11 protein-coding genes are annotated in these 20388 nt (G+C 56.2%); 7 read left to right on the top strand and 4 right to left on the bottom strand.

What is annotated here, in order from left to right; genetic code table 11:
* The first annotated feature begins 126 nt into the window (after nt 1-126).
* The 6 genes from OIS53_RS00125 to OIS53_RS00100 all read left to right on the top strand — a co-directional run bounded on the left by OIS53_RS00125 (nt 127) and on the right by OIS53_RS00100 (nt 11631).
* On the top strand, nt 127-1473 hold the full coding sequence (locus OIS53_RS00125; protein WP_264680356.1) for a c-type cytochrome: 1347 nt from the start codon (nt 127-129) through the stop codon (nt 1471-1473).
* A gap of 123 nt (nt 1474-1596) precedes the next feature.
* Nucleotides 1597-4737, top strand: a complete 3141-nt coding sequence (locus OIS53_RS00120; RefSeq protein WP_264680355.1) for a SusC/RagA family TonB-linked outer membrane protein — start codon at nt 1597-1599, stop codon at nt 4735-4737.
* A 21-nt stretch (nt 4738-4758) separates the two neighbouring features.
* Nucleotides 4759-6225, top strand: a complete 1467-nt coding sequence (locus OIS53_RS00115; RefSeq protein WP_264680354.1) for a SusD/RagB family nutrient-binding outer membrane lipoprotein — start codon at nt 4759-4761, stop codon at nt 6223-6225.
* Between the two features lie 25 nt (nt 6226-6250).
* Nucleotides 6251-6712 carry a hypothetical protein gene (locus OIS53_RS00110; RefSeq protein ID WP_264680353.1) on the top strand — a complete coding sequence of 154 codons (462 nt, stop codon included), beginning with the start codon at nt 6251-6253 and terminating at the stop codon, nt 6710-6712.
* 275 nt (nt 6713-6987) lie between these two features.
* Nucleotides 6988-10227 (top strand): SusC/RagA family TonB-linked outer membrane protein, encoded by a 3240-nt coding sequence (locus OIS53_RS00105; RefSeq protein ID WP_264680352.1) that lies wholly within the window; start codon nt 6988-6990, stop codon nt 10225-10227.
* An 18-nt stretch (nt 10228-10245) separates the two neighbouring features.
* On the top strand, nt 10246-11631 hold the full coding sequence (locus OIS53_RS00100; protein ID WP_264680351.1) for a RagB/SusD family nutrient uptake outer membrane protein: 1386 nt from the start codon (nt 10246-10248) through the stop codon (nt 11629-11631).
* Nucleotides 11632-11685: 54 nt separating this feature from the next.
* Here OIS53_RS00100 and OIS53_RS00095 read toward each other — a convergent pair whose 3' ends face one another.
* The 4 genes from OIS53_RS00095 to lon form a co-directional block, all read right to left on the bottom strand.
* Nucleotides 11686-12414 carry an SDR family NAD(P)-dependent oxidoreductase gene (locus OIS53_RS00095; protein WP_264680350.1) on the bottom strand — a complete coding sequence of 243 codons (729 nt, stop codon included), beginning with the start codon at nt 12412-12414 and terminating at the stop codon, nt 11686-11688.
* 133 nt (nt 12415-12547) lie between these two features.
* The gene (gene hslU, locus OIS53_RS00090) at nt 12548-13957 is read right to left on the bottom strand and encodes an ATP-dependent protease ATPase subunit HslU (RefSeq protein WP_264680349.1); all 1410 of its coding nucleotides are present in this window, start codon (nt 13955-13957) and stop codon (nt 12548-12550) included.
* Nucleotides 13958-14050: 93 nt separating this feature from the next.
* Nucleotides 14051-15115 carry a type IX secretion system protein PorQ gene (gene porQ, locus OIS53_RS00085; RefSeq protein ID WP_264680348.1) on the bottom strand — a complete coding sequence of 355 codons (1065 nt, stop codon included), beginning with the start codon at nt 15113-15115 and terminating at the stop codon, nt 14051-14053.
* A gap of 265 nt (nt 15116-15380) precedes the next feature.
* Nucleotides 15381-17885 (bottom strand): endopeptidase La, encoded by a 2505-nt coding sequence (gene lon, locus OIS53_RS00080; protein WP_264680347.1) that lies wholly within the window; start codon nt 17883-17885, stop codon nt 15381-15383.
* Between the two features lie 288 nt (nt 17886-18173).
* Here lon and OIS53_RS00075 point away from each other — a divergent pair, with 288 nt between their 5' ends.
* A complete protein-coding gene (locus OIS53_RS00075) occupies nt 18174-20174 on the top strand; it encodes an OmpA family protein (protein ID WP_264680346.1) in 2001 nt (666 codons plus the stop codon).
* The last annotated feature ends 214 nt before the right edge of the window (nt 20175-20388 follow it).

Genomic DNA, 20388 nt, shown 5'->3' with positions numbered 1-20388 from the left:
TCACTTAGGTAACTAGTACAAAAGCCCTCGAAATTCTTCGGGGGCTTTTTGCATCATTCCTATATAGTAGCCTGCTCTACGTTTTGTAGCTACTTTTCTTCTTTCATCCGCGCATCCATTTCACACATGCCTCACTTATCGGCTCCTTTCTATTATCAGTTAACCAGCAAACTGAAAGCCGGATGGGGACTGCTGTGCACACTGATTATGTTGGTCTTTCAGACGCAGGCGCAGAAGGCAGAGCAGCTTACATATGGTCAGCATATAGCCCCTATTCTTCAAACCAACTGCGTGCCTTGCCACAAGCCTAACGGAGCAGGCCCCTTCCCGCTGACTACTTATGCGGAGGTGAGCCGGCATAAACAAACAATTAAGGCCGTCACGAAGAGCCGGTACATGCCGCCCTGGAAGGCAGATCCGCATTACGTTTCGTTTGCCAATGAGCGGCGCCTGACGGATCAGGAAATCAACCAGATTCAACGCTGGGTAGATGCGGGCGCACCACAGGGACCTAAGCTGCGCAGTCCTCAACCCGTTACTCGGTCTTTTGCCGGGACGAAAACCACGCCCGACTTGGTGCTGAAACCCAAAAAAGTCCTGGAGATAAAGGGGAACGGGATGGAGACATTTGTCATGTTCAAAATTCCCTTCGAGCTACCGGCAGGACAAGCGGTTCAGGCCATAGAATTTATTCCCGGCAACCGGCAGCTGCTTCATCACGCCAACTTTGCAGTACAGGCTGTAGAAAACACCATCGACATATACGCTGGCAGCGACTACGTGCTGTCTGACCAATTCCAAACCAACCTGGGCGAGTTTCAGCCATTTATGCAGGAGGTGGTGTATTACGGCGGCTGGATACCAGGTGCCACACCCCAGTCTTTCCCGGCAGGTATCGGGTTTACCATGCCCCGCCGTGGCGTAATTCTGCTTACTGTGCATTACGGCATTGCAGCCAAGGACACCACCGATTGGTCACGAATCAACTTTTACTTTACCAAGACCCCTATTCAGCGGACCATTCAAGCTACCAGTATAGGATCGGGTGGTATCGGGGAAATTGAACCACCTCTTGTTATTCCGGCTGATAGCGTGAAGAAATTTCAGGTTAAGCTAACTACCAGTATGGATTTATCGGTGCTATACGTGTGGCCGCATATGCATTTATTAGGCAAGAGATTTAAAGCGTGGGCTGTAACTCCTCAAGGGCAGCAACTACCCCTGGTAAGTATTCCTGAATGGGATTTTCGCTGGCAAGAGGCGTATCGTCTCAAGCGTTTACTACGCATTCCTGTTGGGTCCACTATTATGGTAGAAGGAGTCTACGATAACACCTCTAGTAACCCTAATAACCCATTTAGCCCTCCAAAAATGGTGATATCTCAAGATTTAATGGAGTCCAGAAGTGAAATGCTTAACTTAATCATACTCTTTCTTCCCTATGAAGCAGGTGATGAACAGAAGAGCAATTGAATAAAATAGCTAAGCGCAACCATAAAATTGACAGAATTTGGTTGAATAAGGTAATCTGTTGTTATTTTTAACGCAAGAAGTACGTTTTCACTCACCTTCCACTTACTACCTCATTTCCATTTCATGAGAAGAAACCTACTCATCGGGCTTCCCTTGGCAGCTATTAGCGTTGTCCAGGGGGTGGCCCAGACCCGGAGCGTCTCCGGGCGAGTAACAGACCGCACTACGGGTGAAGGATTACCGGGGGTTACCGTGTTGCTTAAAGGCACCAGCAACGGGGTATCTACCAACTCGGATGGCACATTTACTCTGTCAGTGCCGCAAGAGGGTGGCACCCTTGCCATTAGCTCCGTAGGGTACATTTCGGTTGAAAAATCGATTGGCTCAGACAGCCAGATCAATGTTGGGCTTTCTCCGGACACCAAGCAGCTCAGCGAAGTAGTTGTAACTGCACTTGGCCGGGAGCAGGAGAAAAAAGGCCTGGGCATCTCCGTTGCCGAGATAAAGGCCGAAGAGTTGGTGCAGGCACGCGCTACCAACGTTGTTAACTCGCTGGCCGGCAAGGTTGCCGGAGTACGGGTGCAGGCGTCCAACGGTATGGTGGGCTCGTCGTCCAACATCTTTATCCGTGGCTTCACGACATTCACTGGCAGCAACCAGCCCCTGTTTGTAATCGACGGCAACCCCATCGACAACAGCGGTGGTGGCAATGCCTTGCAGGCGGGCGTGTCTAACTCCAACCGCGCCGTGGACATCAACCAGGATGACATCGAAAGTGTATCGATTCTGAAAGGTCCGGCAGCGGCAGTTCTGTATGGCTCACGGGCTGCTTCCGGTGCTATCCTGATTACCACTAAGAAAGGGGCTCGGGCCGGTGCCAAAGGGCAGACGATTACCGTACTCTCCAACTACAACGTGGTGAGAGTAGGACGCCTACCCGAATACCAGAACATTTACGGCCAGGGTACGGGTGGAGCCTTCAACGTGCTGGCGCAGGGTTCGTGGGGCCCGCGGGCAACCGGCCAAACCATCACCAACTTCCGGGGTGAGCAGGAAGCCTTTACCATCAGCCCCGATAACGTAGAAAGTATTTTCAAAACGGGCTCCAACTTCCAAAACAACGTTTCGCTGTCGGGCGCTACGGAGCGGACCCGGTATTATGCTTCCTACGGCAACCTGCATGAAGTTGGCATCCTGGACAATAACGACCTGAAGCGGAACACGCTTACCCTGAACGCTTCGGCTAACCTGACGGAAAAGCTGCGCTCGGGTGTCAACGTGATTTATACGAACTCCCGCTCCAAGCGCACACCGCAGGGTAACCAGCTGTCGAACCCGTTCTTCCGTTCCTGGTTCCTACCCCGCACGTATGACCTGCGCAAGTACCCGTTTGAACTATCAACGAACGGGGGCCAGCAGACGCTCAACTCGCCCGGCGGTACGCCTAACGTTAACAACACGTGGTACAGCAATGATGATAACCCACTGTGGACCATCAAAAACAACGTGTATAACGATGAGGTGAACCGTGTAGTAGGTAACGCCAGTATTGCTTACGATTTCACTGACTGGCTATCTGTTGATTACCGCATCGGCACGGACGTGTCAACCCAAGGCTACCAACTAGTGAGCCCCAGAGACAGTCGCGCTAACTTCATTGATAATACGCTACCCAGTCTAGTTGGCACTATCCGGGAAGGCACTCTAAATCGGCGGGAGTTGAATTCTTACTTCAACATCAACCTGCGGCGCAATATCACGGAAGATTTGGGGATACGCCTGTTGCTAGGAAATGAAATCAATCAGCGTCGTAGCACGGAAGTGCGCGTAACTGGCACTGATATCCAAGTTCGGGGCTTCAATAACATCAATAACACACTCACCTATTTCCCTTTGGGTGAACGTTTTGAACGCCGCTTGATTGGTGTGTACGGTGACTTACAACTTGACTACCGAAAATTCGCTTTCCTAAACCTCACAGGCCGCAATGACTGGTCTTCTACCTTTAACCCAGATAAGCGTTCTTACTTCTATCCCAGCGCATCAGGTAGCTTAGTGCTGTCTGAGGCCTTTTCTGGCTTAAAAGACTCGAAGTATTTCTCTTTGCTGAAGGTTCGTGGGGCAGTAGCGCAAGTAGGCCGGGAAGCCCCGGAGTACAGAACTCAAACCTACTACAACCCTGAGGGACCTGCCGACGGCTTCGGCCCGGCGATTCAATTTCCATTCCGCGGATTTACCGGGCAAACGTTTAGCAGCACCGCCGGCAATGCCAATCTAGGTCCGGAGTTCACCACAACCTACGAAGTTGGTACCGACATCGGCCTGTTCAACAATCGGGTAACCCTTGAGGCAACGTACTTCAACCAGCGCAGCCGCGACATCATCTTTGAGGTGCCAGTAGCCGGGGCCTCGGGCTTCACCAACATCTTCCAGAATATTGGCAAGATGGAGTCGAAAGGTTTTGAAGTACTGCTCAACTCGACGCCGGTTAAGATTGGAAGCTTCACGTACAGCAACTCCTTCAACTGGTCACGCATCCGCAACAACGTGTTGTCACTGGCTCCCGGTGTTGACCAAATCACGCTGGGTGGCTTCACTACGCCAAGTACCCGCCTGATTGCCGGCCAACCGTACGGGGTTATCTTCGGCTCCGTTTTCCAGCGTGCCGCCGATGGCCAGCTGCTGGTTGATGCCAACGGCCGTGCCCAGTTGGCCCTCGACAACAAAATTGTTGGTGACCCCAACCCCGACTGGACGGGCGGTATCACTAACACCTTCACGTGGAAAGGGTTGTCGCTGAATACGCTGCTGGATATTCGCTACGGCGGCGACATCATCTCGCGTAACGTGAGCGACCTGCGTCGCCAAGGCGCTGCCGAGGAAACTGCGGACCGCGACCGACTGTACGTTATCAAAGGGGTTACGGCCGATGGCCGTCCTAACACCACCCAAATTCGGGCCGAAGACTACTTCAACGACATGTATGGTTTCGGCCGCGCTGAGTTTGTCGTCTTCGATGCTTCTTGGCTCCGTCTACGGGAGGTAGCCCTGACCTATGCTCTGCCCAAAACGTTACTGGACAAGACCTTTATTGGTGGAGTTGAACTGGGAATCAATGCCCGTAACCTGTTCCTGTACGCCCCGAACGTACCGCACATCGACCCGGAAGTTAATGCCCAAGGGGTAAGCAACTCGCAAGGCCTGGAGTTTAACGCGCTACCCCAATCCCGGACGTACGGTGCCTCGCTGCGCATGACTTTCTAACCATTTAATTTTTGCTCCTACATGCGATTCCCTCGCTTCACTAAATACCTGGCTCTAACAGCTTCGTTGGGACTGCTGGGCTCCTGCGACGATTTCCTGAACGTCAATCAGAGTCCTAACTCGGTGCTGAACCCGCAGCCTACCAACATCCTGGTATCGGCTGAGACGCAGCTGTCCTTTTTGATGGGTTCCGACATCCACCGTTACAGCTCACTGTTCGTTCAGCAGTTTGCCGGCCAGGGCGGGTTAGGTACCCAGACGGTCGAGTTTGACCGCTACAACATCACAGCCACAGACATAAACAACCTGTGGCGCACCAACTTGTACGGCGGCGCTCTGGCTGACGCCCAGAAGCTTATCACGCAGACCGAAAGCACCAGCCCCGCGTACTCAGGCATCGGCAAAATCATGCAGGGCTTTTTATTCGCTATTGCAGCCGATGCCTTTGGCGACGTGCCCCTGGAAGATGCGCTTAAGTTCGAGGAAAATGTGAAACCCCGCTACCAGTCATCGGAGGCGGTGTATGCAGGGGCTCTGGCTTTGCTAGATGCCGGTATTGCTGACTTAGGTAAGAATTCTACCCTTAAACCTGGTGCGGATGACCTTATCTACAATGGAGACCTCGACAAGTGGATCCGGTTTGCCAACACGGTTAAGCTTCGCCTGTTCATCCACCACTATCCTAAGCTGAGCAGTCAGGCTACTACGCGTATCAACGCGCTGCTGTCCAGCAATGCGTTGCTTATGCGGAACGTGGGTGATAACTTCCAGATGCGGTTTGAAGCCACTTCAGGCCGCCAGAACCCCATCGACCAGTTTGAGAACCGTCGTCAGAGCACGTTTTTCCCCAGCACGACGCTGGTGAACTTAATGAACTCGACAAACGATCCACGCCGGCCGACTTATTTCACCTTAGCTCCTAGCTCCACTCAGTATATCGGTGTGCAAAATGGAACGGGTGTGGTTCAGGCCGTGAATTTTTCGCGCATGAACACGTATTTGCGCGGTGCGCTGACCGGCACTGCGTATGCGGGCGATGCGCCAATACGCATGTTCACGTACGCTGAATATCAGTTCATTTTAGCTGAGCACAATCTGCGGACTGGTAATGCGCCCGTAGCTCGCACTTTCTTTGAAAATGGAATTCGTGCTTCTATGGAAATGGCTGGTGTAGCAGCGGCTGATGTTACAACCTATGTAACAGCCCGCTCAGCCGCCTTTGCTGCTGCTACTGCCCAAGCCGACGCGCTTCGCCTGATCATTGAGGAGAAATTTGTTGCCAACTACGGAGTAGCTATGGAGCCTTGGTCTGACTGGCGCCGCACAGGCTTCCCAGCCCTTTCACTGGCTTCAAACGCGGTGCTAGCCCGGATTCCACGCATTCTCCCGTACTCGGACCTCGAGCGTGTTACCAATCCGGAGAACACGCCTGCCCGCACCCCTGCCGACCTGATTACGCCGAAAGTATTCTGGGATCCAGGTCAATAATTTCCTCTTTAAAACATACTGCTTCATGAAAAAGCACTGGCACTATTTCTTCTTTCTTTTTCTCGCATTTATTACTCTAAGTTCTTGCGAAAAAGAAGAGCCGGACTTGGAAGATGCTCCCCGCACCAATATCATCTTTAATGATAATATTGATCTAGGTGCTGCTGACTTTAGACTCAATACCCCCGTCACGCTTAAGATTACCTTGCAAGGTGAGCAGCCAACATCTTTGAAAGTTGTAAGCCGCTACTTGGTCGGCTCCACAGTTCGCTTGGTTGACGTTGCCACTCTCCCGGTAAGCAATGGGACGGCTACTCTCAACGTGCCGGCCTCCGCCTTGCGAAATACAGCTGATGGCCCAGTGGTTGGTGCTGGCACGAACCCAAATTCCAGCCGTAGTGCAAACACGTATACGTTACTTGTTCAAGCCACACTTGCCGACGGCCGCGTTGAGCAGCGAACCTTTACGGCGGTAGTGGTGCGTTAAAAGCACGACCTTTTCAACTTTGTATTTAGAAAGGTCCTGACTCTAATAGTCAGGGCCTTTTTTCATTAAAACTGTTAATTTTAATTATTAAAATAGTACAACATTCTTTATGATTATTTACATAATATGGCCTCGTGAGAGGGTATTATCATTATACTTAAATATTTATTACTACTTGATTTTATAATATTATCATTTAATCGATGTATTCTTTACGCTTTTGTTACTTATTTTTGTTTAATTGACTTGTATCCCCTAACAAAACACACCTTTTCATGAAAAAAAACTTACTAATCGGGCTATCCTTGGCTGCAATAAGTGTGGTCCAGGTTTCTGCCCAAACTCGTACCATCTCTGGGCGGGTTACTGACCGCACCACAGGTGAAGGGTTGCCAGGAGTCACAGTACTGGTTAAAGGCACAACCAATGGGGTTTCGACTAACTCAGATGGAACCTTCTCACTTACTGCACCGGCTGATGCCACCACGCTCTCGTTTAGCTCGGTTGGCTACATAGCACTGGAGCGGCCTATTGCCGAGGGCGCCATCAACGTGGCTTTGGCCCCAGACACCAAGCAACTCAGCGAGGTAGTTATCACGGGTTTCGGTGGTTCTCAAGAGCGGCGAACAGTTACAGGGGCTATTGCATCAGTAAAAGCGCAGGAAGTAGAGAACCTGCCTGTTGCCAGCGTCGATCAGGCGCTGCAGGGCCGAGCTGCCGGGGTGCAGATTTCGCAAAACTCCGGTACTCCTGGCTCGGGCATTTCCGTGCGAATACGCGGTGCTGGTTCCATCACAGCAGGTAGCGAACCGCTTTACGTGGTGGACGGTATTCCTATTAACACAGGTAGCTATTCCAGCGTGGGCGTTGGCAACCAACAAACAAATGCGCTGGCTGACTTGAACCCGAACGACATTGAATCATTCGAGGTATTAAAAGATGCTGCTTCCACGGCTCCGTTCGGTTCGCGTGGGGCCAACGGCGTAGTAATCATTACCACCAAGCGTGGCCGGGCGCAACAAACACGCGTCAACTTCAATTACTACACTGGCTTTGCCGAAACCTGGCGCCGTGTGCCTGGTCTGACTGGCCAGCAGCAGACGGAACTGTTCCTGGAAATGGTGCAGAACCGTTACCCACGCAACGCGCAAGGACAGATTATTGCCTCCAACATCAGTGCTCTGCCGTGGCGGAGCTACGCGGACTTAGCTGCGTTTAACTTCAGTGAAGCGAGTACCCGCAACAATGGTGGTGTGCTGGAAGCCGTCGACAACGGTGACGGTATCCGCGACGTGTCCGTATTCCAGAATCCTAGTACTGCACCGAGCACCAACTGGCAAGATGAGATTTTCCGTCGTGCTCCGGTCAGCAACTACGAGATATCATTTGCGGGTGGAAACGAAAAAACCCGATTTCGTATGTCGGGTGGCTTCTTTGATCAGAAAGGCATCATCATTGAGTCGGGCTTCAAGCGGTTAAGTGGCCGTTTTAACCTAGACCACAATGTCAGCACCCGTGTCCGGACGGGCTTCAGCATCGGGGTTAACCGGGCTTACAACAACCGCATTCAAAACGACAATAATATCAATGGAGTATTAAGTGCAGCCGTACTGGTGGCCAGTGATATTCCAATCTTCCGAGCCGACGGTAGCTACGCTAAGGACCCTGGCGCCTCCACCGAGAACCCCCTGGCTGCAGCCCGAGAACCCCTCATCAGTGCTATAAACTCGCGCATTATTGGCACCCAGTATACGGAACTAGAGTTCATCAAGAACTTAACTTACCGGGCTACCTTCGGCCTCGACTATATCAATTTTGATGACCGCACGTTTTTCCCGACGACGACAAATACTGGTCGGGGCGTAAACGGCTCAGCCTTCGCGGCGAATACCCAGGACCTAAACTTCAACCACATTAGCGCCTTTAATTACACCAAACTATTCGGGGAGCAGCACAACGTCACGGCGCAGGCAGTAGTTGAATATCAGCAAAGCCGCCAACGAACCATTTCGGCATCAGCAACCAACTTCCCTGGTAATAGTATTCGGGAGTTGACAGCCGGCGCCCAGAAAACCGGAGCCAGCACTACTGGCACTGGCTATAACCTGTTTGGTTCATTCCTGCGGCTCAACTATTCGTTTGCGGATAAGTACTTGATTGGCGGTACTATTCGCCGGGACATCTCGTCTCGTTTCGGCCGCAAAAACCGGGTAGGCTGGTTCCCAGGAGCTTCCATTGGGTGGCGGGTGCTCGAAGAAGGCTTCCTGAAGGATAAGACGCCGATGAGCGAGCTGAAGCTGCGTGCCAGCTATGGTTCCAACGGAAACCAGGACATTAATAACTTTGCTGCGCTGAGCCTGATTAGCCCCGGTGCCAACTACAACGGTGTGGCCGGTCTGTCACCCTCTCAATTGGGTAATGACCTGTTGACCTGGGAAAGCTCAGACATGATAAACGTTGGTCTTGACCTGGGTTTCTTCGACAACCGCTTACTGTTTATCGCTGACGCCTATCGCCGGGACGCCAGGGAGTTGCTACTCACCCAAACTCTGCCCAGCAACTCCGGCTTTTTGGGCGTGCTGAGTAACGTTGGCAAGCTGCGTAATCAGGGTTTGGAGCTTAGCCTGACCACGGTAAACGTGCGCAACGCCCAGGAAGGAGGGTTTGAGTGGAATACCAACTTCAACCTTACGTTCAACCGGAACGAGGTACTGCGATTGGCTGGTCCACCGCAGGGCGCTGGTTTTGCCAGCTGGCTGGAAGTAGGCCAGCCGCTCGGAGCCTTCCGTGGCTACCGGGTAGAGAAAATCTTCCAGACTCAGGAGGAAATTGACGCGCTGGACCGGGCCGCCCAGGCTCAGTATGGGGCCACAGCCCGTTACCAGAGTGCCGCTACCCGGCCAGGGGACATTAAGTTCCGGGATATAAATGGCAGAGACGCTAACGGCAACCTAACCGGACAGCCGGACGGTCTCATTACGGGTGACGACCAGGAGATTCTGGGCAGCGGGCAGCCCGATTTCTTTGGCGGCGTAAACAACACGCTGCGCTACAAAGGCTTCGACCTGACAGTGTTTGTGCAGTACCAGTACGGCAACGAGGTGTATAACAACACGCGCGCCTTCTCTGAAGGCATGAACGGGGTGTTTGGACAGAGTGCTACAGTGCTAAACCGCTGGACACCGAACAATACTAACACCGACATTCCGCGAGCAGTGCTGGGTGACCCCAATAACAACCGCCGAGTATCTGACCGGTTTATTGAGGATGGCTCGTACGTACGCCTGCGCAATGTGCGCCTGGGTTACTCACTGCCCCGCGCCCTAGCTTCCCGGGCGCGCCTGAATAACGTGAGCCTGTACGTGCAGGCTCAGAACCTACTAACGTTCACGGACTACTCCGGCTTTGACCCTGAAGTAAACACGTTCAGTGGCAGCAACATCTCGTTGGGCACCGATTTCCTGACGTTCCCGCAAGCCCGTTCTTACACGGTTGGCGTAAACTTTGGTTTCTAATCCAGCTTCTCCTTCTTTATGAATACAACACCTTTGTTGCGGGCAGTTGCTTCTGCCGCTTTTCTACTTACTCTGGGCTTCGGCGTCTCTTCCTGCGAAGAGGTTGTGGATATCAAGCCGCTGAACAGTCTGGATGCAGACGCCGGCTTTCAGTCGCCGGAAGACGTGCAAGCCGGCCTAATTGGCGCCTACGATGCCTTGCAGAGCGTCAATTATTGGGGGCTACGCTACCAGCTATTTGCAGAAATGGGGGCCGATAATGTTCGTCACCGTGGTACGTTCCCCTCATTTGCCCAAATTTTCAATAATCAAATTCTGTTTGATAATGTTGAGCTGACTAACATCTATAATACCATTTACGCTGGTATTAACCGCACTAACTATGTTATTCAGCAAGCTGAAAAGTTTTCGTCCACCAGTACATTCAACAAGCAACAGATAATTGCGGAAGCTCGGCTTCTCCGGGCTTTCCACTACATGAACCTGCTGGGCTACTGGGGCGGAAAGCCGGAGGGCTACGGCTTCCCCGATGGCTTGGGCGTTCCGGTTCGACTTACGCCTACCATCACTCCCGCTGATGCAACGCCCATCGGCCGCAGCTCTGAGCAAGAGGTACTAAGCATTATCAACGCTGATATCGAGTTTGCCATTGTCAACCTGCCCGCTACCCGTCGGGGAGTATTTGTGGGTCAGCCAGCCGCTAATGCTCTAAAGGCCCGTCTGGCCTTACGCAACCGCGACTATGCTACAGCTGCCGCCGCCGCCGCCACGGTACCTGTGCTTACGTTGCCAGTCGATTACGAGTCGATGTACACGGCCAAAAACAGCTCGGAGTCGATCTGGGAAATGAACTTTGACCCAACCGACGCAAACTCACTGGCGTTCTTCTATTTCCCAGCGGCCAACGGCGGCCGCACGGAAGTGGCGTTTACTACTTCCTTACAACAGGCTCACGAAGCCGGTGATCGGCGGCTGACAGTTAATGCAGCTGCTTCGCCCGCGGGCACAACGCGTAAGTACACGCGCCCAGCCGGCGACGACAACGTTATCCTGATTCGTTACGCGGAAGTACTGCTAACACGTGCCGAGGCACTGGCTCGTATTGGCGGCGCAGCAAACCTAACTACGGCCGTTGGGCTACTCAATCAAGTCCGGACCCGGGCTGGCCTGGCAGCACGAGTTGTTACTACGCAGGATGCCTTAATTGCTGATATCCTGCGCGAACGGCGGGTAGAACTGGCGCACGAAGGCTTCCGCTGGTTCGACCTGCGCCGCACGGGTACGGCTCTTGCTACTGTTCCGAGCCTAGCTGCATCCAATCAGGCTTTCCGGTTGTTGTGGCCTATCCCGCAGCGAGAAATTCTGAACAGTAATGGGTTGATTCAACAAAACCCGGGTTATTAACTAGTAATTAAATCTGTAGAAAAGGCCTCACGCATGTGCGTGGGGCTTTTTCTCTTACAGTGTATCCACTCTAAGCACCACATCCTCTCCCACCCGAGCCGGGCGTTGCAGCCAGGCAACGATTTTTTCTGCTACCTCATCTGGCTTGGCCAGTTTGCTTTCTGCGTGGAAGGCCCTGAACTTGGCGGCTTCGCTGAAGCTGTGGGCATCGGCGTGGCGGATGTGCTCTTGCATGGTGGTGTCGAGGATGCCGGGGGCGAGGCTGCGGATGCGGATGTTGCTGCCGCGCAGGTCCTGCTCCTTTTGGGCGGTACGGGTGAGGGCGTCGAGGGCGGCTTTGGAGGCGGAATAGGCGCCCCAGCCATCGACGGCGCGCTGGGCAGCACCGCTGCTGATGTTGAGAATGGTGCGCGGAATTGTCAAGCCGCCGTAGGCGCTGAGGAAGGTGTTCATCAGCATGGCGGGGGCCACCACATTGACATCGAATACAAACTCAAAGTGCTCATTCTGGTGCTCCCCCAGATAGCCGATTTCGCCCAGCACGGCGGCATTGTTGATGAGGGTAATGCTTTCCGCATCGGGCCAGCGGGGGACTACTTTGTGCAGGTTGTTTTGCACGGCCAGCATGTCTGATAAGTCAAGTGGCTGGTGGTGGTACCGCGCGTGCTCGATGGTGGCATGGCGCGATACGCCAATAACCGAGGTATTGGACTGGCGCAACACGGCTTCGGCCAGGGCCTTGCCCAGCCCACGGCTGGCACCGGTGATGATGTAGTAGTGCATAGAAAGAGGGTGAAGTAGGTACCGGGAAATACGGTGAAAATGAGAAAGAGGCAGACTGAGCTGCCTCTTTAGTTGGCGGGAATAGCTGCGTGATGTCACGCCATGTAGCGCCGCAGGATTTTGTCGACGCTTTCTATAGAATGTATTGGCTTAGGTCACGGTTGCGAACCATGTCGCGGAGGCGCTCTTCTACCAGGTCGCGGGTGATAAGAATGCGGGCGTGGGGGCCGATGCGGTCTGGCACGTCGAACAGAATGTCGTTGAGCAGGCGGCTCATGACGGTGTGCAGGCGACGGGCCCCGATATTTTCGACTTCGCTGTTGACCTCAAACGCAATTTCGGCCAGGCGCTCCAGGCCAGCTTCGTCGAAGCTAAGCTCCACTTGCTCGGCTTGCAGCAGGGCTTCGTACTGCTTGGTGAGGGCGTTTTTGGGGTCTTTCAGAATGCGGAAAAAGTCGTCTTTAGTGAGGCTTTGCAGCTCGACGCGGATGGGAAAGCGGCCCTGCAACTCCGGAATCAGGTCGGAAGGCTTGCTGACGTGGAAGGCGCCGGCGGCAATGAACAGGATATGGTCGGTGTGGACGATGCCGTACTTGGTGCTCACCGCCGAGCCTTCCACGATGGGCAGCAGGTCGCGCTGCACGCCTTCACGGCTCACGTCGGGGCCACCGCCGCCCTTGCTACTGCGGCTGGCTACTTTGTCGATTTCGTCGATGAAGATGATACCGGCGTTTTCGGCGTGACGGATGGCTTCGTCCTTCACCTCGTCCATGTCGATGAGCTTGGCAGCTTCTTCATCGAGCAGAATCTTGCGGGCCTCGGCAATGGTGACTTTGCGCTTGCGGGTTTTCTTGGGCAGCATGGAGCCCAGCATGTCTTGCAAGCCAGCCATAGAAGCCTCATCGAGGCCCGCGGGGCCACCGATGACGCCAATGCCGGGCGCGTTGCTTTGCTGCACCCGAATATCGATTTTTCGGTCGTCCATCTCCCCGGCCCGAATTTTTTCCCGAAACCGCTCCCGGGTCCGCTCATTCAGCTCGTAGTCAGAAGTCGGCGTTTCGGAGTCAGCAATAGGGAAGCCCAGCGCCGGCTTGGGGGTGTTGCTGGTGGCGGTTACGGGCGGAATCAGGGCGTCCAGAATCAGGTCCTCGACGGCCTGCGCGGCCTGCACTTTCACTTCCTCCTTGCGGCGCTGCCGGACCATGTTCACGGACTGCTCCACCAGGTCGCGCACCATGCTCTCCACGTCGCGGCCCACGTAGCCGACTTCCGTAAACTTAGAGGCTTCTACTTTGGTGAAGGGTGCCCCGGAGATGCTGGCCAGGCGGCGGGCAATTTCGGTTTTGCCCACGCCCGTGGAGCCAATCATCAGAATGTTGTTGGGCACGATTTCGCGCTGCATTTCCAGGGGGGCGTGCAGGCGGCGCCACCGGTTGCGCAGGGCAATGGCCACGTGCCGCTTGGCGTCGTGCTGCCCAATAATGTACTTATCCAGCTCGGCGACAATCTGAGCCGGGGTTAGGAATTCGGCTGAATCCAACATAGTGCAATAGGGTAGGTAAAAGAAACGGCAGGTTGGCAGAGTACCCACGGAAGCCGTCAAAGGTTTGCCCGTTTATAAAAGATCCGCAACCCGCTACGGCTGCTTCTGGAATAACGCGTTAATGTTGCGGGCCACGGTCAGGTAGTTGGCGCCCCCGGCCACGTGGGTCCAGGCGTGGGTGTAGTCGAGCTGGAACTCGCTGAGCCGCAGCATGGCCCCCACCGAAAAGCCTGCCCCACCCGAGGCATTGACCAGGCGCAGCTCGCGGCGCTGCAAGTGGTTGTAGCCCACGCGCAGGTTCAGGTTTTTGCTCAGCAGCAGCTCCCCGCCCACCACAAAGTGGCGCGCAATTTTGTCGCCCAGGCTTTTCTTGGGCTTTACCTCGTTGCCGTTTTCATCGAGCTGCCCGCGCTGGTTGGGGTCGAGGTAGACAATGTCGAGGCGCTGAAGATGGTGGGCGGTGATGGAAAAGCGCAGGGGCAGGTGCTCGGGCTTGAAGGAAGTGCCCAGCTGCACATCGAGCGGCATAGGCTCCCGGCTGGCACCGGCGTAGGGCTTCAGCTGGTAGCCGGCGTTGCGCACTACCAGGCCCACCGTAAAATCCTGGGCTGGGTGCTTGAACAGGCCGCCTACATCGGCCAGGGCCGCTACCGAGTGGTTGCCGGCTATGCCCGACACGCCCAGCTTGAGCGTGCCCGCCACCGTAATGCTGCCGCTGGTGTACGAATCGGCCACGCTCAGCGCGTACTCATTCACCGAAAACTCGCCGATGACGTTGCCGGCCGCGTCCGTCTCCTCAAACTTGCCATAGCTCATGTACGTCAGCCCCAGGCCGAAGCGGCCGGCCCGCTCGGTGTTGAACACGTAAGCGGTCGTAGCCTGCCGAATGTCGGCCAGATAATCGACATAGCCCAGGGCCAGGCGGCCGTCCATGTCGGCGTGGAGCAGGGCGGGGTTGCCATAGAGCATGGTGCCGTCGGCGTCGCGCGACGACACGTTGACGCCGCCCAGCCCGGCCAGCTTGGCGCTGGTGGGCAGGTTGAGAAAGGAAAAGGCCCGCTGGCCGCCAATTTGCGCCTGGGCCGTCGGGGCCAGCCCAATCAGCACCAGGCTTAGGCCCGCGCCCACCCCCGCAATACGGCGTACTGGTTTTGTCATCAGACGAAATATACAGACCACAGATCAAACAGATGAAGAACGGATAGAACGGATGATGAATGGATAAACAGGATGATGAGCGGATAGAACGGATGATGAATAGACGAAACGCAAGGCGCTAGGTGCGGTCAGACTCCGAGTTGTTGTAGGCTCGTATTAGAAACGAAGGCCGAGGCAAGCAGCATCAGCCTCCGTTTGTAAGCGTCGCCCAGCCGTTTTATCCGCTCATCACCTTTATCCGTTCATCATCCGTTTTATCTGTGGTCTAGTTGACCTCCACGCTGGGCAGCGGCGCCGCAGCGGGCTCGTCGCGGACGACGAGCTTGATGGGGTGGGCTACTTTCTCTTCCAGGAGGGCTACTTTCAATACATCGTCCACGCGGTCGGCATAGTGAATGGTGAGGCCTTTGAGGTAGTCGGCGGGGATTTCGTCGATGTCCTTGCGGTTTTTCGGGCACAGGATAATGTCGCGCACTCCGGCCCGCTTGGCGGCCAGAATCTTCTCCTTGATGCCGCCCACCGGCAGCACCTTGCCGCGCAGGGTGATTTCGCCGGTCATGGCTAGGTGGCTGCGCACCTTGCGCTGCGTAAACACCGAGGCAATGCTGGTGAAGATGGCAATGCCCGCGCTGGGGCCGTCTTTGGGCACGGCGCCTTCGGGGAAGTGGATGTGCAGGTCGTACTGGTCGAAGAGGCGGTAGTCGATGCCCAGCTCATCGGCCCGGCTGCGCAGGTAGCTCAGCGCCGTCACGGCCGATTCCTTCATCACATCGCCCAGCTGGCCGCTGAGCGTGAGCTTGCCCCGGCCCCGGCTCAGTAGACTTTCTATAAACAGAATGTCCCCGCCCACCGAGGTCCAGGCCAAGCCCGTGACTACACCGGCGGTTTCGTTGTCCTGGTACTGGTCCCGGTCGAAGATGGCGGCTCCGAGGATGCGGCTGACGTCCTTGGGCTCCAGCACGGCCGGGAACGACTCTTTCATGGCCTTGCTCTTGGCCAGGTTGCGCACCACGGCACCCAGCTTGCGCTCCAGGCTGCGCACCCCACTCTCGCGGGTGTAGTCGTCGATGACGCGCTGCAAGGCGGCGGGGCTGATGCTGGCATCCTTGGGGCCCAGGCCGTGCTCGTGGAGCAGCTTGGGCCAGAGGTGCTTCTTAGCAATCTGGGTTTTCTCTTCCAGGGTATAGCCGGTCACGTCGATGATTTCCATCCGGTCGCGCAAGGCGGGCTGAATGGTATCCAGGGAGTTGGCCGTGGCAATGAACAGGACTTTGGACAGGTCGTACTCCACTTCCAGATAGTTGTCGGTGAAGGTGGAGTTCTGCTCCGGGTCCAGCACTTCGAGCAGGGCCGAGCTAGGGTCGCCGCGGAAGTCGGAGGCCAGCTTGTCGATTTCGTCGAGCACGATAACCGGGTTGGAGGCGCCGGCCTTTTTAATCTGAGAGATGATGCGGCCGGGCATGGCGCCCACGTAGGTTTTGCGGTGGCCGCGGATTTCGGCCTCGTCGCGCACTCCGCCCAGGCTCATGCGTACGTACTTGCGGCCCAGGGCCTGCGCCACGGAGCGGCCCAGGGAGGTTTTGCCCACGCCGGGCGGGCCGTACAGGCACAAAATGGGCGCCTTCATGTCCTGCTTGAGCTTGAGCACGGCCAGGTACTCAATAATGCGCTCTTTTACCTTTTCGAGGCCGTAGTGGTCGTCGTCGAGGATTTTCTTGGTGCGCTTCAGGTTGAAGTTGTCCTTGGTGTACTCGGCCCAGGGCAGGTCCAGTAGAAACTCCACGTAGTTCAGGCTCACCGGGTACTCGGCGGCCTGGGGGTTGATGCGGGTGAGCTTGTCGATTTCCTTCTCGAAGTGGCGGGCCACGGCCTCGGGCCACTGCTTGTCCTTGGCCCGCTGGCGCAACTTCTCCACTTCCTGGTCGGGGCCATCGAAGCCCAGCTCATCCTGCAAGACCTTGATTTGCTGGCGCAGGAAATAGTCGCGCTGCTGCTGGTCGATGTCGGTGTGGACCTTGGTTTGGATTTCGCGCTTGATTTCCAGCAGCTGAATCTCGCGCAGCATCAATTCCAGCAGCTGGGTGCCGCGCTCTACGCCGTCGTTGGTTTCCAGCAGCTTCTGCTTCATGCCCACCTCCACGTTGATGTTAGAGGACAGAAAATGAGTCAGAAATGCCGGCGACTCAATATTGTCCAGGGCCACCTGGGCTTCCTGCGGAATTTCGGGGTTGAGCTTGAGCATCTTGGCCGCCGCTTCCTTGAGCGACGACACCAGGGCCTTTACTTCCTTGGAGTTTTTATTGGGAAACGCCTCCGAAAAATAGCTCACGCGGGCCGTGAGGTAGGGGGTCGTTTGCACCGGCTCCTCAATCTGAAAGCGGGTCTGGCCCTGGATGATGATGGTGGTATTGCCGTCGGGCAGCACCAGCAGCTTCAGGATTTTGGCCATGGTGCCCACCTGGTAGAGGTCGGGCAGGCCGGGGTCGTCGCTCTGCCCGTTCTTCTGGGCCACCACGCCCACAATTTTATTGCCCCGGTAGGCCTTGCGCACCAGCCGGATGCTCTTTTTGCGCGTGACCGTGACGGGCAGCACCACCCCCGGAAACAGCACGGTGTTGCGCACGGGCAGCAAGGGCAATACGGCGGGCGCATCGTCGCCGGAGAGGGTCTGGTCGGGGTCGGCGGCCACGATAGACACCACTTCGGCAGGGTCTTCGGACATCAGCAGCACAGTGGATAAGGACGATTCGGGTAAAGTAAATTGGCTCATGCAAACAAAAAGAGGCAAAACAAGCGGGCGGACAGGTGCCATAGTGGCAGGGCAGCGGCCCTGCGGCCGTACTTACACCGAAGCGCAGCCCGAAGATACGGATTGGACAAGCGCCGTGCCATGGCTTGCCGGCCGCCGGACGGGCAAAATTTCCGCCAACGCGGCGCTCCGCCGCTGCCGCGCCGGGTCGTGGTGGCAGGCGGCCGGAAAGTGAGGCAGCGCATCAAAAAATGTCTATTTTTGATGCCTTTCGCGCCGGCCGTTGCTGGCGCAGTGCTGTATTTCGTTATGCCGCGTTTTCTCCGCTTTTTTTCTGTTCTTCTGGTAGTTTTCCTGCTGCCGCACCTGGCGTTGCGCGCCCAGCAAAAGAAAGGCACGGCGGCCGGCAAGCTGAGCGTGCGCACCGTGCGCCCCCGCGCCGACGGCACGCCCACTTTCCCGAACGTGAACCGCCTGGCCTATTACCACAATAAAAAAGCCCTGCGCGAGATACAGCGGGCCGAAAAGCGCAAAAACTGGACGGCGGCCCGCAACCTGCTCGGCACTTACGTGGGGCAGTTCGGCATCGAGAATTTCTACCGCGACACCAACCTGCTCTGGCGCCTGGGCCAGCTCTGGGAAAAGGCCGGCAACGCCGACCAGGCCAAGGTATACTACCGCCTGGCCCTGAAACACCGCCGCCAGGACCTTAAAAAAGTACAGCTCTACTACGACTCCCTGGAGCAAAAAGACGCCGACCTATACGTGCCCCTCAAGGTGTACTACGACCTGGTGGAGTACCGCAAGAACATAGCCTCATTTCGGCCGCCCAAGGGCGTGTACACCAGCATGGGCGACGCCGTAAACTCTCCGGCTGAGGACTACGGCCCCACGCTCAACGCCGACGCCAACCAGCTGATCTTCTCCTCCAAGCGCAAGATGCGCGGCATTCACGGCGTGGTGGATGAGGACCTGTACCTGTCAAGGCGGGAGAATGAGCTGTGGACTGATGCCGAGCCCCTGCCCAAGCCCATCAACTCGCCCTATAACGAAGGCTCGGCCTGCATCAGCAAGGATGGCAAGACGCTGTTCTTTGCCCGCTGCGAGTGTCCCACCTGCCACGGCAACTGCGACCTATACGTGTCCACGTTCAAGGACGGGCAGTGGACTATGCCCAAGAGCCTGGGCGCGGGCGTGAACTCCGGAGCCTGGGACTCGCAGCCCACCTTGTCGCCGGGCGAGGACACGCTGTACTTTGCCTCCGACCGGCTCGGGGGCTTCGGGCTGTCCGACATCTGGTTTACGGTAAAGCAGAAGAACGGGCAGTGGGGCCGCGCCCAGAACCTGGGCCCTACCGTAAACACCCGTGAGAGTGAGGTTAGCCCCTTCTACCACCCGCTCTACCACGTGCTCTACTTCAGCTCCCGCGGGCAGCTGCTCAACTTCGGCGACTTCGACATCTACAAAACCTACCGCACGCGGGGCCGCTGGCAGGAGCCCATCAATATCGGGCCGCTGGTGAATGGCAAGGGCTCGGAGTACTATTTCACCATCGACGGTGACTCCAAGAGCCTGTACTACGCCCGCTCGGAGGAAAAGGAAATGAAAAACCTGGACCTCTACTCTTTCCCGCTGCCCATGGAGGCCCAGCCCCTGGCCGTCACCCACGTGGAAGGTGCCCTGATTGACTCGGTGAGCCAGAAGCCGCTGAACGGCATTGTGAGCATCATCGACACCGACAACGGCATTGAGGTAGCCAGCAAGTACCTGCGCGACGACGGTACCTTCGACTTCGACCTGATTGAAGGCTCGCACTACGTGATGCTGATTCAGAGCCCCGACTTTTTCAGCGTGGAGAAGAAGTTTGCGCTGAAAGCCGACACGGTGATGAAGCTGATGACTAACTCGATAGACTACAAGCTGCCGCTCATTTTTAAGAATATCGAGTTCGACCAGGACAAGGCCGCCATCCGGCCCAGCATGCACCCGGTGCTGGACCGCATTGCCGTGTTCATGGTCGACCATCCCACGTTCCGCCTCAGCATCTCGGGCCACACCGACACCAAGGGCGACCCGGATTTCAACATGACCCTCTCGCAGGACCGGGCCGAGGCTATCCGGCGCTACATCGAGCAGAAAGGCAAGCTCAAGCCCAACCGCATCGAAAGCATGGGCTACGGCAGCACCCAGCGCCTCAAGGACATTGAAGCCACCGAAGAAGACGCCCGCACCAACCGCCGCGTAGAGTTCCGGCTGATTAAGCCCGAAGACGATAAGAAGCCGGACGCGGGGGCGGGCAGTGGGTGGTAGGGCCTCACCCCCCGGCCCCCTCTCCCGTGGAGAGGGGGAGCCTGACGACAGTTGTTCTACGCCGCCCTGTCGGCTCCCGCCTCCAGAACGGCTACCTGCCTGTAGTAGCACAGTGGCCGCGTAGCGGCTCAAGGCTTGTAGCCGTCACCCGTAGAGAAATGTAGCGCCGCGTAGCGGGGCAAGAGACGCTTGACCGTTTCTTGCCCCGCTACGC

It is taken from the genome of Hymenobacter sp. YIM 151500-1 (assembly GCF_025979885.1).
In the GTDB taxonomy this organism is placed as follows: domain Bacteria; phylum Bacteroidota; class Bacteroidia; order Cytophagales; family Hymenobacteraceae; genus Hymenobacter.
Note: the sequence above shows the minus strand (reverse complement) of the source record. Positions and strands in the feature narration are given on the sequence as shown.

What these genes read in the sequence shown, in the direction of transcription:
- OIS53_RS00125 (WP_264680356.1), top strand. Translation starts at nt 127, where the DNA reads ATGCCTCACTTATCGGCTCCTTTCTATTATCAGTTAACCAGCAAACTG.
- OIS53_RS00120 (WP_264680355.1), top strand. Translation starts at nt 1,597, where the DNA reads ATGAGAAGAAACCTACTCATCGGGCTTCCCTTGGCAGCTATTAGCGTT.
- OIS53_RS00115 (WP_264680354.1), top strand. Translation starts at nt 4,759, where the DNA reads ATGCGATTCCCTCGCTTCACTAAATACCTGGCTCTAACAGCTTCGTTG.
- OIS53_RS00110 (WP_264680353.1), top strand. Translation starts at nt 6,251, where the DNA reads ATGAAAAAGCACTGGCACTATTTCTTCTTTCTTTTTCTCGCATTTATT.
- OIS53_RS00105 (WP_264680352.1), top strand. Translation starts at nt 6,988, where the DNA reads ATGAAAAAAAACTTACTAATCGGGCTATCCTTGGCTGCAATAAGTGTG.
- OIS53_RS00100 (WP_264680351.1), top strand. Translation starts at nt 10,246, where the DNA reads ATGAATACAACACCTTTGTTGCGGGCAGTTGCTTCTGCCGCTTTTCTA.
- OIS53_RS00095 (WP_264680350.1), bottom strand. Translation starts at nt 12,414, where the DNA reads ATGCACTACTACATCATCACCGGTGCCAGCCGTGGGCTGGGCAAGGCC.
- hslU (WP_264680349.1), bottom strand. Translation starts at nt 13,957, where the DNA reads ATGTTGGATTCAGCCGAATTCCTAACCCCGGCTCAGATTGTCGCCGAG.
- porQ (WP_264680348.1), bottom strand. Translation starts at nt 15,115, where the DNA reads ATGACAAAACCAGTACGCCGTATTGCGGGGGTGGGCGCGGGCCTAAGC.
- lon (WP_264680347.1), bottom strand. Translation starts at nt 17,885, where the DNA reads ATGAGCCAATTTACTTTACCCGAATCGTCCTTATCCACTGTGCTGCTG.
- OIS53_RS00075 (WP_264680346.1), top strand. Translation starts at nt 18,174, where the DNA reads ATGCCGCGTTTTCTCCGCTTTTTTTCTGTTCTTCTGGTAGTTTTCCTG.